This window comes from Paenibacillus sp. XP01, assembly GCF_057364885.1.
In genome coordinates this window covers 2020791-2035051 of record NZ_CP139481.1, presented here as the reverse complement: position 1 = coordinate 2035051, position 14261 = coordinate 2020791, and the positions used below count along the sequence as shown (strand labels likewise).

13 protein-coding genes are annotated in these 14261 nt (G+C 54.2%); 4 read left to right on the top strand and 9 right to left on the bottom strand.

All coding sequences use genetic code 11. The features are described from left to right. The first annotated feature begins 69 nt into the window (after nt 1-69). Nucleotides 70-1188 (top strand): sporulation integral membrane protein YtvI, encoded by a 1119-nt coding sequence (gene ytvI, locus SNR34_RS09435; RefSeq protein WP_236421195.1) that lies wholly within the window; start codon nt 70-72, stop codon nt 1186-1188. 84 nt (nt 1189-1272) lie between these two features. Here the strand turns inward: ytvI and SNR34_RS09430 are convergent, their stop codons facing one another. The 8 genes from SNR34_RS09430 to SNR34_RS09395 form a co-directional block, all read right to left on the bottom strand. Then, the gene (locus SNR34_RS09430; RefSeq protein ID WP_236421194.1) at nt 1273-1668 is read right to left on the bottom strand and encodes an FxsA family protein; all 396 of its coding nucleotides are present in this window, start codon (nt 1666-1668) and stop codon (nt 1273-1275) included. A 6-nt stretch (nt 1669-1674) separates the two neighbouring features. Next, on the bottom strand, nt 1675-2181 hold the full coding sequence (locus tag SNR34_RS09425; protein ID WP_236421193.1) for an acyl-CoA thioesterase: 507 nt from the start codon (nt 2179-2181) through the stop codon (nt 1675-1677). Between the two features lie 88 nt (nt 2182-2269). Then, a complete protein-coding gene (gene pyk, locus SNR34_RS09420) occupies nt 2270-3697 on the bottom strand; it encodes a pyruvate kinase (protein WP_236421192.1) in 1428 nt (475 codons plus the stop codon). Between the two features lie 105 nt (nt 3698-3802). Then, the gene (locus tag SNR34_RS09415; protein ID WP_343259724.1) at nt 3803-4834 is read right to left on the bottom strand and encodes an acetyl-CoA carboxylase carboxyltransferase subunit alpha; all 1032 of its coding nucleotides are present in this window, start codon (nt 4832-4834) and stop codon (nt 3803-3805) included. Then, nucleotides 4835-5728, bottom strand: coding sequence for an acetyl-CoA carboxylase, carboxyltransferase subunit beta (gene accD / locus SNR34_RS09410; RefSeq protein WP_486181759.1), 894 nt, complete (start codon nt 5726-5728; stop codon nt 4835-4837). Nucleotides 5729-6146: 418 nt separating this feature from the next. Continuing rightward, complete coding sequence (locus SNR34_RS09405; RefSeq protein ID WP_236421189.1) at nt 6147-6335, bottom strand: glutamate decarboxylase; 189 nt, start codon at nt 6333-6335, stop codon at nt 6147-6149. Between the two features lie 252 nt (nt 6336-6587). Continuing rightward, nucleotides 6588-7079: a phosphatidylglycerophosphatase A family protein gene (locus SNR34_RS09400; RefSeq protein ID WP_236421228.1), complete on the bottom strand. Its 492-nt coding sequence runs from the start codon at nt 7077-7079 to the stop codon at nt 6588-6590. A 232-nt stretch (nt 7080-7311) separates the two neighbouring features. After that, nucleotides 7312-11037 carry a DNA polymerase III subunit alpha gene (locus SNR34_RS09395; RefSeq protein ID WP_486181758.1) on the bottom strand — a complete coding sequence of 1242 codons (3726 nt, stop codon included), beginning with the start codon at nt 11035-11037 and terminating at the stop codon, nt 7312-7314. A 396-nt stretch (nt 11038-11433) separates the two neighbouring features. Between SNR34_RS09395 and SNR34_RS09390 the strand changes: the two genes are divergently transcribed. The 3 genes from SNR34_RS09390 (at nt 11434) to SNR34_RS09380 (ending at nt 12705) form a co-directional block, all read left to right on the top strand. Further along, entirely contained in the window at nt 11434-11760 is a 327-nt protein-coding gene (locus SNR34_RS09390; protein ID WP_236421187.1) for a YtrH family sporulation protein, read from the top strand. Nucleotides 11761-11787: 27 nt separating this feature from the next. Further along, nucleotides 11788-12276 (top strand): cytochrome b-c1 complex subunit 9, encoded by a 489-nt coding sequence (locus tag SNR34_RS09385; RefSeq protein ID WP_236421186.1) that lies wholly within the window; start codon nt 11788-11790, stop codon nt 12274-12276. Nucleotides 12277-12375: 99 nt separating this feature from the next. Further along, a complete protein-coding gene (locus SNR34_RS09380; protein ID WP_236421185.1) occupies nt 12376-12705 on the top strand; it encodes a YtpI family protein in 330 nt (109 codons plus the stop codon). Between the two features lie 124 nt (nt 12706-12829). Here the strand turns inward: SNR34_RS09380 and SNR34_RS09375 are convergent, their stop codons facing one another. Continuing rightward, a complete protein-coding gene (locus SNR34_RS09375) occupies nt 12830-14164 on the bottom strand; it encodes a DRTGG domain-containing protein (RefSeq protein ID WP_236421184.1) in 1335 nt (444 codons plus the stop codon). Nucleotides 14165-14261: the final 97 nt, after the last annotated feature.

The window sequence follows — 14261 nt, the reverse complement described above, 5'->3', positions numbered from 1 at the left end:
CCGTTTTCTCTTGCCTCCCCTGCAGTCTACGAAAGCCTGATGCTTGCCCATTCGGAAGGAGACGTGATTGTGGACAGAATTGTAGCGAAACGACTGCTCCGCGGCCTGTGGGTCATTATTGCGACCCTCTTGGCTGCCGTGTCCATCTATCTGCTGTTCCCGCTTTTGTACCCTTTCCTTATTGCCTGGCTCATCGCTTATGCCATGAACCCGCTTGTATCGGTGCTTCAGAGGAAAGTCCGTTTTCCCCGCTGGCTGGCCGCGACTTTTTCGCTCATTCTTTATTTCGGAGCCGTAATGGTCATCTTATCTGCCGCGGTCACCCGCATTGTGCGGGAGGTTATCTCGCTGACGGCAAGCTTTGACTTGCATATCGACGAACTCAGGGATGCATTGGTTCGCTGGACCCAAAGCGATACGATCCAGAACCTCATCGAGCAAATCAGCAGCTTTTACAGAGATAACCCCAACTATCGGGAAACCATCAACAACAATATCAGCAAAACGACGGAAACGGTCGGAACAGCCGTCACGGATCTCGTCACCGGTTTTTTCAACGGCATCGTAAACTTCCTGACCTCCTTGCCGAGTATGGGCGCAGTTTTCATTGTCATTTTGCTGGCCGCCTTCTTCATCAGCAAGAACTGGGCCAGACATGGCGATACCGTTTCACGCTGGGTTCCTGCGGCCATTCGCAGACCGATCGTTGACATCTGGAATGATTTGAGAAAGGCTTTGTTCGGTTACGTCCGTGCCCAGCTCATCATGATTTCCATTACGGCTCTGTTCGTGATGATCGGTTTGCTCGTCCTTCAGGTCAAATCCGCCTTTACCATTGCATTGATGATTGGACTTGTCGATCTGCTGCCTTACCTCGGCGTTGGTCTGGTCATGGTTCCGTGGGCGGCATATCTGCTTATGAACGGCGATCCCTATCTGGGCATCGGCATCGCCGTGATCTATTTGATCGTGCTCGTCGCCAGACAGATGATCGAACCGAAAGTGTTGGCCAGCAGCGTGGGATTGGACCCGCTCGCTACCCTTGTCGGCATGTTTGTCGGACTCAAGCTGTTCGGCGTGCTTGGGCTGATCATCGGCCCGGTCAGCCTGGTCATTCTTGATGCCTTCAACCGGGCCAACGTATTTCGTGATTTACGCAACTACGTTGTCAACGGGAAGGTTCGTTGAACGCAAAAGAGGCATCGCTTGCAGCGTATGCTGCAGCACGAAGCCTCTTTTCAATGAATACGCCAGTTCCGGACAACCTTCATGTCACCGTCGGCGGTAAAATGTGATGCTGCCGTTTTTCATTTTTTTCTCAAGCCACCCCAGGAAGAACAAGCGGTATACGGCGCGTGTTATCGGAAAGACAAGCGTGAACCCGATCAGATCCGTAACAAAACCGGGAATCAGCAAAAGAAAACCGCCAACGAACACCAACAGCCCATCCACCATTTTTCTGCCGGGCACCTGTCCGCGCTCCATTTCTGCTCTTGCGTCATAGAGCACTTTCCGTCCCTCAAATTGCAGCATGGCTATACCGATCAAGGACGTGAGAAGCATGAGCAGCAGCGTCTTTCCAGCCCCGATCCAGTCGCTCATAACAATAAAACCAAACAGTTCGATGACCGGAACAATCAATAATATGCCCCACATCCATCTTCGCATTGCGAATTACCCCTTTCCTGAAAGCCACACTTTCTCAAGCGCGCTGTAAAGCTCAGAGGCTGCCTTATCCAGCCTGACCGGCTTCCAGTCCCGGTTCACCCATACGTGCTGGGTAGCACCGGTAACCAAACGTTCTCCGGGAAGCGATTCCTCGGATGACCATACCCGCAGCTCGCCGTCAGCCTGACCGGGAGAGTCTGAAGTCATGCGTCTCACGTCATACTCGTAATTCAGGCGCAAGCCGCTAAACGCAGCAATTCGGGTAAAAATCATGATTTCATCATCATACCGGGCCGGCTTGTGATATTTTACATCCAATCCGGTGACGGGAAGCAGAAACCCCTGCTCCTCTATTTTACGATATGAATACCCCATTTGGCGAATCGTCTCGGTCCTGCCGATCTCAAACCAGTTCACGTAGTTCATATGGTACACGACCCCCATCTGGTCGCTCTCCTGATACCGAACGCGGAGCTTTGTCATGTACCAATTGCCATTGCCCGAATGCTGCATTGTCCCTGCCTCCTTTGATTCGAAATAAAAAGCAATGGGGCGCAAAACGCCCCATTGCTTCATGCTGCTTCGATGTTCTAACGAACCATTAAGCGTTGTTTGGAATTTGGCTAACTTTGATCAGGTTGGTGGAACCGGAGCGGCCCAGAGGTACACCCGCAGTGATGACAACCAGATCTCCTTCTTTGACAATGCCGGATTTCAGACCGCCTTCGATTGCGTTCTCGAACAAGGAATCCGTCGAATCGCAACGTCTGCCTTTCACCGGCGTAACGCCCCAAGCAAGCGCCAGGCGGCGGGAAGTTCTGTCTTCCGTTGTTACCGCGATGATCGGAGCTTCCGGACGGTATTTGGATACCATGCGAGCCGTATGGCCGGATTCCGTGGAAGTGATGATCGCTTTGGCGTTCAGGTCTTGAGCGGACAGCGCAACCGATTGGCTGATCGCTTCCGTAACCGTCGTTTGTTGAGCCACGCGTTGTTTCAGGTACAGCTCCTGGTAAGGAAGCGCAGATTCCGCTTTTTCGGCGATGCGGGACATCGTCAGAACGGATTCTACCGGATATTTACCGGCAGCCGTTTCGCCCGAAAGCATGATGGCATCCGTGCCGTCGAATATCGCGTTCGCTACGTCGGAAGCTTCCGCACGAGTAGGACGCGGGTTGCGCTGCATGGAATCCAGCATTTGTGTTGCCGTAATAACCGGTTTGCCAGCAACGTTACATTTTTCGATCATGCGTTTTTGTACCAATGGCACTTCTTCCGCAGGAATTTCAACACCCAGGTCTCCACGGGCAACCATCAGGCCGTCGGACACTTCAAGGATTTCGTCCAGGTTGTCGACACCTTGTTGGTTCTCGATTTTGGAGATGATTTGAATATGGCCTGCATTGTGTTTTTCCAACAATTCGCGGATTTCCAGCACGTCGCTTGCTTTACGCACGAAAGAAGCCGCGATGAAATCGACGCCTTGTTCGATACCGAATACGATATCGTTCGCATCTTTTTCCGTAATACCCGGCAGAGAAATGGCAACGCCTGGAACGTTAACACCTTTTTTGCTTTTGATCGTACCGCCGTTAACGATGCGGCATTTGATCTCGGTGCCTTGTACTTCCACAACGGTAAGTCCGATCAGACCGTCGTCGATCAGAATGGTAGATCCCGGCGCTACATCTTTCGGGAGATCTGCATACGTAATGGAAATACGATCTTTGTTGCCCAGAATTTCTTCTGTTGTCAACGTGATGTACTCGTCCTGAACCAAATCGATCGATTCAACTTCGAGTTTACCTGTCCGAATTTCCGGTCCTTTGGTGTCCAGCAGAATAGCTACTGTTTTGTTCAATTCTTCGCTTGCTTGGCGAATGTTTTTGATCCGTCCGCCGTGCTCATCGAAATCACCGTGGGAGAAGTTCAGACGGGCTACATTCATGCCGGCCGTAATCAATTTCTTCGTGTTCTCCAGCGATTCGCTGGATGGTCCGATGGTACAAACGATTTTCGTTTTGCGCATTTTGGGTTTCCTCCGATTTTAAAGGTCTCTCTTTATCTGTTTTTTTCTTTTTCCAACTATTAAATTTACTACATTTTTGAGCATTTGTATAGGAATTTCGTCACATCATTCCGCATTTCCCGACAAATTTCTCACCGGTTCAGCTTCCACGGGCGGTTCGGAGGCCTCCGCTTCCGCTGGCTTTTCGAATGAAACGGATCCGATTTTGCGGAATTTTTCATAACGATCCTGTCTAAGCTGCTCCCCGCTCCAGCTGCCGATTTCGCCCAAATGACGAACAATGGCTTCGCGAATAACCTCCGCGGTTTCTTCGTAATTGCGATGGGCTCCTCCGCGCGGCTCGGGAACGATCTCCTCAATCACCTGCATATCGAGCAGGTCGCTCGCGGTAATTTTCATCGCCTCTGCCGCCTGATCTGCCTTGGAAGCGTCCTTCCACAGAATCGACGCAGCGCCGTTCGGGGAAATGGCCGAATAGATGGCATGCTCAAGCATCAGCACGCGGTTGCCCACGGCAAAAGCCAGCGCACCGCCGCTGCCGCCTTCGCCAATCACCACAACGATGACGGGCACGGACAACTTGGCCATTTCCAGCAGGTTGCGGGCAATGGCTTCGGATTGGCCTCTCTCTTCTGCAGTATTACCCGGATACGCCCCTTTAGTATCAATAAACGTAATAATTGGGCGGCCGAATTTGTCCGCCTGTTTCATCAGGCGCAGCCCTTTCCGGAATCCCTCTGGATGCGCGCTCCCGAAAAAACGGGCGATGTTGTCTTTCGTATCCTTCCCCCGCTGTTGCCCGATCACGGTCACCGTTTGTCCGTTCAATCTGGCAAGGCCCCCTACGACGGCCAAATCGTCGCCGAACATGCGGTCCCCATGCAATTCTATGAAATCGGTGAAAACAAGCTGAATCAGGTCAAGAGCGGTCGGACGCTGCTGATGCCGCGCCAAATGCATTTTTTGTGCAGCCGTAATTCCGGAATAGATTTCCTCTTCCAAACGTTGATATCGCTCTTCCAGCCTGGCAATTTCCTCCGTAAAATCGATGCCTTTCTCCTGGCCGAACTGGATCAGTTCTTCAATCTTTTTGCGCATCTCAACCAGAGGCGCTTCATATGGCAACTCACCCGCCATTCAGACCCCTCCCTTTTCACTGTGCATATACAGCAGTTTACCCAGCGTGGACCGCAATTCCTTGCGATGAACGACCAGGTCCAGCTGTCCATGCTGCTGATTGAACTCCGCAGTCTGAAAATCGTCCGGCAGCTTCTGGCGGATCGTCTGCTCGATGACGATTCGACCCGCAAAACCAAAGACGGCTCCCGGTTCTGCGATAATGATGTCGCCCAGGCTCGCAAAGCTTGCGGATACACCACCCGTCGTCGGGTCCGTAATGACCGATATATATAATCCGCCCTGTTCGTCAAGGCGTGACAGCGCCGCGCTTGTTTTCGCCATCTGCATCAAGCTGAGAATGCTTTCTTGCATCCGGGCACCGCCGGACGTGGAGAAAATGATCAAAGGCAGACGTTTTTCCGTCGCTTTCTCGATCGCACGCGTAATTTTTTCACCCACTACCGAGCCCATGCTGCCTGTAAAAAAATCAAAGCTCATGACGGCAACGACGACAGGCAGTCCTTCGATGGTGCCTTCGCCGGTGATCACCGCTTCCTTCAGCCCGGACTTCAACCGCTGCTGCTCCAGTTTGGTGCTGTATCCCGGAAAGCCGAGCGGGTCTACCGATACCATGTCGGCATCGTATTCCACGAACCCCGTCTCATCGAGCACCATGGCAATGCGCTCCATCGCGTTCAAGCGCATATGGTAGCCGCATGCAGGGCAAACTTTCAAATTTTTCTCCAGTTCCTTGCTATATTGAATCGTGCCGCATTTGCTGCACTTGTTCATAAGCCCTTCGGGTATTTCACGTTTTGGGCGTTCCTCAGTTTCCTGGCCTTCGCCACGAACTGCACGCTCGGAAGGTATGGTAGCGTACTTCCGTTTCTTCTGGAATATATCTTTGAACACAACTACACCTCTCCAGCTGTTGATTTGATATCCGCAGCACACTCAGCCCATCACATTAATGCCTCAATAGTCTGAACGACTGCGGTAAACCGCTTACGAGCAGCACGGTGCCGCGGGGCTTGTCTCATCCGTCCACAACAAAACAATCCGCCGGCACGGGCAGCCACCAGCGGTCAGCATCATTACCGCCCTATGCTGCCGCAATCACCGAAAGATTGCCTGAGCGAATGCTTGAATCTGTGCTGGCGCAAGGGCACGGCATCACCGGTCCGATCTTGTCCTAACAAAAAAAGAAGGAAGGACAGCAGCATAACGATACGTGCAAGTCGATTCCTCTCTCTCCCTGTGCGGTCAATCCCTTATGTACCGGTTCATCGGTACTCCTTCATGCGCCAAGGCACGTCTTCTATTGAACGAATCAGGAATGCAGAATCGAGTTCAGCACTTCCTGAATCTCTTCCAACTCCCCGGAAGGGACGCGAATCTCGTATTGTTGCTTGGATACACTGATGGGACGGGTCTGTACCAGAAAACCTTCTTCCGAAAGCTTGGTTTTGATCTTGTCCGCAACCTTTGCTGTCGGTGCAATGTAAATCACCGTCCACATTCCTCGTCCGCCCCCTAAGCTAATGTTCAGAGCCCGTATATTGGACTAATGATAACATACCTCACTTTTTTTCTGCAAGGAAGGGTTCGGGACTGTACGGAAGAAATCTGCAATTTGAAGGACATTCGTCCTGTATTGCAACACGGTCCGACCGGCTCATCTATCCTGAATTTTCCTGATGGGGAGCAGCCTTACCCGGCAGGGCAGCGCATGCCGCCCATGGCTGTTTTCAGAAATGCGGCAGATCCATGTTCATTCTCCAGCAGGATATTTTTTGGCCTTGACGTTGTTGTGGGCGATTCTTGCAGAGGCGGCCGCGGCCAGACCAGCGACAAGGTCGTCAAGAAAGACGTGGATGCCTGTACCATGCTCATTCAGATCCCGGATCACCCCGATTTTTTCTTTATCCAAATAACCAAAGCTGGTTAAACCAATCATGCCGAACACATGGGTAATGCCCAGGGCCAGAGTCTCGTCCACCCCGTACAGGGATTCGTCGGCTTCCATAATGGCCTGAAGCGGCTGGGGCAGCAAGCGTTTCTCCGCAAGCTCATCCAGCGCAATTCCCGTATACAGGGTATACTGCACTTCACGTTTATGCAGCACGGCCTTTACGCTGTTGACGCAATCGTCCATGGTCAGATCAGGATGATACCCGATTTGCAGCTGGTAAACAATTTTCGCAATGGAATCAAGCCCGACGCCCCGTCTGGACAGCATCGCTTCGACAATTTCATATGACATCATTTGGCCTCCCGTCTCGCTCCTCAAGGACCGTCAGGTTCTTTGGTGTTCTCAAGTGTATGCGGCAAGCCGGTGAAATGTTCATAAAAAATGCGACGAATGGCGCCCAGCGCTTCGCTTCTCCATACGGATTCCGTCCTCTGCGTCACCCCGGATGATGACAAGGATCAAAAAACCTGTCCGGTTCCGGACAGGCTTGACATGATGCCTTGAGGCCCGCGTTGGCCTCGGATCATTTGATTCGGACCGTGTCCTTGCCCAGCATGTTCTCCATCTCGGCGAACAATTCCGGCGAAGGTTTGATGCGGTAAGCATCGCTGAGTGCCAGCAGCTTCTGCTGCCGCTCATAGAAGAGCACCGTGGCCACGGGTCCCTGATGCCGCTGCAGCAGCTGCTTCAGACGCTCCAGCAACTCGGGCTGTTCCGATTGCGGCGTGATCTTCACGAACACCCGCTGCTCCGCTGCCGGGGCGCGCCGCTCCTGCACGGCTCCGCCATCGGCCTGGCCAGCCGCCGCTCGGGCAGCTGCCGATCCTCCGCCGCCGCTGCCTGAGCTGGCTCCGCCGCGCGGCCCTGCTGCGCCATCGCCTGCCCCGCTCCGCTGCTGAGCGGCTCCCGCGCCAACCGGCTGCCGTGCCCCGGCTGCCGGGCGCGAGGCGCTGCCGCTGCCGGACCGGCCGCGCCGTTCGCGGCTGCGCAGCTGCTGCTCCAGTGCCGCCGGATTGAGCGGCGCCACTTCCTCGGCCAGCAGCTTGAACCCCTCGTCCTGGTGCTGCACGCGCGCACGCACGACGAGCAGTTCGCCTTTCCCGACATACTGCTGGCTCCGCCGCCATACTTCGGGAAAGAGAACCACTTCGCAGCGTTCGATCTGGTCTTCCAGCTCCATGAACGCCATCGCCTTGCCCTGTTTCGTCGTGATCGACTTCACGGACACCACCATCCCGGCCGCGACGGCCATCGCATCGTCCGCCGCTTCCGTCAGTTCCATGATCCGGTCGGCCCCGCTGGATTCCAGCAGCGCCTCGTAATCGTCCAGCGGATGGCCGGACAGGTACAGTCCGAGCAGCTCCCGTTCGAGCTCCAATTGCTGGGTAGCGGAATATGGCGGAATTTCCGGATAATCGATTTCCCAGTTGGGCGTTTCCACAAAATCGAACAGTTGGATCTGCAAATCCTCACGTTCCTTCCGCCATTTCAACGCCGCCTCTACCGTTTCGTCCAGCATGGCCAGCAGCTGGGCCCGATGACCAGGCAGCGTGTCGAAAGCCCCTGCTTGAACCAGCGACTCGATCACCCGTTTGTTGCATACCCGCAAGTCCACGCGGCGACAAAAATCGAGCAGGCTGTCGAACGGACGCTCCTTCCGCACCTGCATGATGCTTTCCATCGCCTGCGTGCCTACGTTTTTGACCGCAGCAAGACCGAAACGAATGGAGCCCCGTTTGCTGTGCGCCTGCATGCCTTCACTGGCAATTCGGTTATCCCCGCCTTCTGTGAAGTCGAACACCGGCGTAAAAAGAATGCCGCTCTGGTTGACGTCAGGCGGAAGCACCTCGATGCCCATTCGCCGGCATTCCACGACATATTCCGCGACTTTGCGGTGGCTGCCCATGACGGCCGTCAGCATGGATGCCATGAAATGTACCGGATAATGCGCCTTGAGGTAGGCGGTCTGAAACGCCAGCACGCCATACGCCGCCGCATGCGCGCGCGGAAAGCCGTAGTTCGCGAAGCGTACGATCATGTCGTAGACATGATCGGCTTCCGTTTCGCCGTACCCTTGCTTCAAGCTTCCCTGCACGAAGTGGCCGCGCTCTTCATCCAGTACTTCCCTCTTTTTCTTGGATACTGCCCTGCGCAGCAAATCCGCTTCTCCAAGCGAGAAACCCGCCATGCGGGACGCAATCTGCATAATCTGTTCCTGGTACACAATGATGCCGTACGTATCCTTCAGGATCGGCTCCAGGTCCTTGTGCGGATACTCCACCTCAATCTCTCCATGCTTGCCCTGAATATATTTCGGAATGAACTCCATCGGACCCGGACGATACAAGGCGAGCACCGAAATGATATCCTCGAACACGCTGGGCCTTAGTTCTTTCAGCACCCGGCGGATGCCCGCGGACTCCAGCTGAAATATGCCCATCGTATCGCCCCGGCCGAGCATTTCGTAGGTCGCCGCGTCGTTATCCGGGATATGGCGGAAATCGGGAACCTCACCCGTCTCGCCGATCCACCGCAAACACCGTTCGATGATCGACAGGGTGCGCAGACCGAGAAAGTCCATTTTGAGCAATCCGATCGCTTCCAGGTTTTCCATGGAATACTGGGTTAGCGCCGTCCCTTCGCTGCCTTCCTGGAGCGGCACGGCATCCGTCAGCGGATCGCGGGAAATGACGACCCCCGCCGCATGCGTCGATGCGTGTCTTGGCTTGCCCTCCACTCTCACGGCCATGTCCAGCAATTCGCGCGTCCTTGGTTTGGTTTCGTACAAACCCTTCAGCTCCGGAGACGCCTCCATCGCCCGCTCGATGCTGATGCCGAGTTGGGCAGGGATGAGCTTCGCCGCTTTGTCGACCTCGCCGTACGGCACGTTCAGGGCGCGGCCGACGTCCCGCACAGCCGCACGGGCCGCCATCGTCCCGAAGGTAATGATCTGGGCGACGTGTCCCTTGCCGTACTTTTGGGCCACGTATTCGATCACTTCGTCCCGGCGTTCGTCGCTGAAATCGATATCGATATCGGGCATGGAAATGCGCTCGGGATTCAGGAAACGTTCAAAGAGCAAGTTGTATTTCATCGGATCAACGTCCGTAATGCGCAGCGTATAGGCAACAAGGCTGCCTGCCGAGGAACCCCGGCCCGGGCCCGTCACGATCCCCTCGCGATGGGCGTACGCAATGAAGTCCCATACGATCAGAAAATAATCCGAGAATCCCATGCTGTCGATGACCTGTAGCTCGTAGTCAAGCCGCTGCTCCAGTTCGGATTTCAGCTCCGGATCGGTCCAGCGCGGCGTTTCCGCGTATCTGGAGTGCATGCCTTCCACGCACAGCTGACGCAAATATTCCGAAGGTGTCATGCCATCGGGAAGCGGACGGTACTCCGGCAAAATCGATTTGCCGAATTCCAGTTCCAATTCGCACGCTTCCGCGATGCGGACCGTGTTTTCCAAAGCCTGCGGCACATGCGGGAACAGGCGGGCCATCTCCTGTCCGCTTTTGAGGTACAATTGGTTGGTGCCGATGCGCAAGCGGGTGTCGTCGTCCACCGTTTTGCCCGTGCCGATGCAAATCAGCACGTCCTGAAGCTCGGCATCTTCCTCGTTCAAGTAATGAACGTCATTGGTCGCGGCAAGCGGGATGCCGAGTTCTTCCGCCAGTCGGATCAACTGAGGGTTTACCCGTTTCTGCTCGGGCAGGCCATGATCCTGCAGTTCCAGATAGAAGTCGGAGCCAAAGATCGCTTTGTAACGCAGCGCCGCGCGCCGCGCTTCTTCCTCGCGCCCGTGAAGCAAATGCTGCGGCACTTCCCCGCCCAGGCACGCGCTCATGCATATGATCCCCTCATGGTACTCGGCCAAACTCTCCATATCGATGCGGGGTTTATAATGAAATCCTTCCAGATGACCGATGGAGCACAATTTCATCAGATTGCGGTAACCGGTCATGTTTTTGGCCAGCAAAATCAGGTGATGGATCGGCTGGTCTTTCCGGCTTCCCCTTTCCTTCCGGGAACCTGCCGTCATATAAGCTTCGCATCCGATAATCGGCTTGATGCCGCGCTGAACGCAAGCTTTATAGAAAGGTATGGCGCCATACATGACGCCGTGATCGGTTAGCGCCAATGCGGTCATTCCAAGATCTGCGGCCTTGTTCACGAGATCCGGAATACGCGCAGCGCCGTCCAGCAAACTGTATTCGCTGTGAACGTGCAAATGCACAAAAGAACTCATGGCTTGTCTTCCTTTCGCCGCGGATTGCTATTCCACATTCCTTCGTCTCTATCGTTATATTTATTTGCTCGGCTTTCCGCTCTCGGGACGGCGATTTCCCGCTCCATCGAGCTTCTGTCCTCCCCAAATTCCCGTCTATTCATCATCGCTATATTCATGATATCAGGACATACAAACACTTGTTTCCATCATAATTCATCGGCGCAGCAGAGTCAAAGCGGAAAAGCGTTTCCGTCCGTCCCGACGACTATGAAAATGAAGGAATCCCGAACGAATCTTTAAAGTTTATCATAACGTTCGGGGGCATGCCCATACATATAGAAGTACAAGCTGCTCCCCCTGCCTCTGACCGAAGACAGGAGGTGCGCCGCTGGGTCTGAAAGGGGTGTTTTACAGGTGAGCACATTTTTGTCCAAAGCCATTCTCGATTTTTTCATCGCGTTCGGCATCGTGCTGGGTGGAGCCATGTTGGGAGGCATCGGAGCCGTTCTGTCCATGCAGCCTCCGACGCAGACGATGCTTGACATTTCCAGCAAAATCAAAATATGGGCGCTGGCGGCTGCCGTGGGAGGTACCATTGATCCCATGCGGGTGATCGAGAGCAATTTCCTCGATGGCAACATGTCTCCGGCGGTCAAACAGATTTTGTATCTGATCTCGGCATTCATGGGCGCTCATATGGGAACGGAATTGGTCAAGTGGATCTGCGGGGGGCGGAGTTGACATGAGGATGAGGAAGGGGCGACGTGTATGAGAATCCCTCCCTTTTCCCGCTATCGGCCGCTGATGCGCATGACCGCTGTTTTTGTACTCGGAGCGATCGCCGGCAGCATCGTATATAACGGGATTTTCCATCTAAGCTACAACAAGCTCTGGCTCACGAATCAGGAATTGCAGCTTCGACTGCATCAAAACGAAAAGGATATCATCACGCTGAAAAAATACAGCAAACGGCAAACCGTGATTAAAGAGATCAAAGTGCTGTCGGAGGAATCCGACAACGGGCCGGATCAGGCAGCGCTCAAAATCATGCTGCAAAAGCTGGGCGACGAACTTGAAGTGCTGCGCGGGCGGGACGTCTTTAACATTGACGAGTACAGCAAAATGACCAGAATCATGCTGAATCAAAAAACGTACACCGTTCGCGAAAAGCAGTACAGCGTGCAGGTCAAAACGATGCTGGTCATGGAAGGCGTGCTGCATGTATGGGTGCAGATTCGGCTGCATGTTCCTACCTAGCCAGTCGGCCGATCGGATGGAAACAAAAAGATATCCTTGTCCAAAAGGGCATGGTACACTGAGAGCAGTGAATGTTTTCCAGAAAAGGAGATGCACTGCATGCTGATTGAAGTTTTAAAGATGGTCCTCATTGCAGCATTTGCCCTTGCCATGATCTGTTCCGCCCTGAACAGCATTCGTTCACATCGTTCTTCCGGCGCCGCCCAAACGGGATTGTACCGTTCGTGGACCAACATTTGGATGGGCATTATGTTAATTCTGCTCGCCCTTATTCTGATGTTTGTGTTTACGGGCTCCACCCTGTCCGTTATTGTGGAAGCGCTATTTCTGGTTATCGGTGCTTTCAATCTGTTCGCCGGCCTCCGCAACCGAAGCCATTATGCGAGACGAATAGACCAAGCGCAAGGCGCCGGCACCGGACCCCGGTAAAAAAGGACTGGCGCGTTAGAGGATGCAGGTTGCGTTCCAATGCGGGTAAGGAGATCAGGCGAAACAAATGCATTCAGCGTTTTATACGCATTCGCCAGTGATCTCCCCTTATTCTCGCAATAACTTACGCATGATCGATCGAATGCAGCGTCATGACCGCCTTGCACACCGTGTTGCCCTCGCTGGAAATGACGATATCCATTTTACAGGTTCGCCGGCTCGTTTCCAGGATGACCGGGCGGACGATGATCTGGTCTTCAATCTGCACGGGCCTTACAAAGTAGGTCGTGATATTGTCGACGACATGGTCATTGCCCGTCACGTCCCAGGCAGCACGTCTTCCGGCTTGGGTCATGATGTTAAGCAGTACGCCTTCCGAGATGGTACCCAGATCCGTCGCCATTTGCGGAATGATGAATCCATGGAAGATCAGTTCGTTCTGTTCCCCGCGTTCCTCGGCGAAGCCGTTCCAGATCAAATGGTCAAACGTCTCTCCAAGCTGCGGCTGCTTCTGGGCATCCCGCATCGCCTGCAGCACTTCTTTGCGCGTCACGGACGCAATCAGCTTGCGATTCCGATCGACGATCGGCAAAAAGTCGATGCCTTCCCACGTCATGATCTGGGCGGCGGAAGCGAGAGATGTCTGCAGCGAGGCAGTAACCGGGCGGCGGACGACGCACTTTTCGATGCTTTGACCGGCCTGAAGCTCGCTGACATCCTTGAGGCTGACGATGCCGATTACCCGGTTCCACTCATCCACGACAGGGAAGCGATGTTCTCCCGTCTCTGCCACAAGCGCATGGAAATCCGCAGCCAGGCTGCTCACTTTAAGGACTTGAAGCCTTGGCTTCTGTCCGATAATATCTTCAACCAGCATGATTTTTTTCTTGATAAGCCTGTCAAAAATCGCCCGGTTGATCATCGAAGCCACGGTAAACGTATCATGTCGCGACGAAATGATCGGCAACCCCAGTTCATCCGCCAGCAGCCTGACCTCACGGCTCGTCCCGAATCCTCCCGTAATGAGCACCCCTGCCCCCTGCTCCAACGCCAGGGAATGTGCATTGTCCCGGTTGCCGACAATCAGCAGGCTTCCTGCATCGATGTATCGGGCCATGGCCTGTTCCTTCATTGCCCCAATGACATACTTGTGAAGCGGTTTGGCCAGCCCGTCGCTCCCGCCGAGAACGTGGCCTTCCACGATGGTGACGACGTCGGCAAAGGTTAGCTGCTCCGACATGCCGCGCGGTCTTTTTTCGATCCGTACCGTCCCGATCCGTTCTTTGGTGACCACCAGCCCGAAATTTTCCGCTTCCTTCACGGCCCGATAGGCCGTTCCCTCGCTGACGCCAAGATCGCGCGCAAGGCCGCGAACCGATATTTTGCTGCCTACCTTGAGTTGTTCGATGTGCTGCAATAACTGCTCGTGCTTCGTTATGTTTTCTTCCTGGCCGTCCATCTGTACCACCCCCGAAGATGAATCTGTATTATTCTGTATCTATTATAACACGGCTTTAGGAAAATAACCCCATGTCCGACATGTTGTCCCTAAGCAT

Coding starts and splice junctions, on each gene's coding strand:
- SNR34_RS09380 (WP_236421185.1), top strand. CDS start 12,376: ATGCTGATTGAAGTTTTAAAGATGGTCCTCATTGCAGCATTTGCCCTT.
- SNR34_RS09425 (WP_236421193.1), bottom strand. CDS start 2,181: ATGCAGCATTCGGGCAATGGCAATTGGTACATGACAAAGCTCCGCGTT.
- SNR34_RS09385 (WP_236421186.1), top strand. CDS start 11,788: ATGAGAATCCCTCCCTTTTCCCGCTATCGGCCGCTGATGCGCATGACC.
- SNR34_RS09415 (WP_343259724.1), bottom strand. CDS start 4,834: ATGGCGGGTGAGTTGCCATATGAAGCGCCTCTGGTTGAGATGCGCAAA.
- SNR34_RS09395 (WP_486181758.1), bottom strand. CDS start 11,037: ATGAGTTCTTTTGTGCATTTGCACGTTCACAGCGAATACAGTTTGCTG.
- SNR34_RS09375 (WP_236421184.1), bottom strand. CDS start 14,164: ATGGACGGCCAGGAAGAAAACATAACGAAGCACGAGCAGTTATTGCAG.
- SNR34_RS09400 (WP_236421228.1), bottom strand. CDS start 7,079: ATGTCATATGAAATTGTCGAAGCGATGCTGTCCAGACGGGGCGTCGGG.
- SNR34_RS09405 (WP_236421189.1), bottom strand. CDS start 6,335: ATGTGGACGGTGATTTACATTGCACCGACAGCAAAGGTTGCGGACAAG.
- SNR34_RS09430 (WP_236421194.1), bottom strand. CDS start 1,668: ATGCGAAGATGGATGTGGGGCATATTATTGATTGTTCCGGTCATCGAA.
- pyk (WP_236421192.1), bottom strand. CDS start 3,697: ATGCGCAAAACGAAAATCGTTTGTACCATCGGACCATCCAGCGAATCG.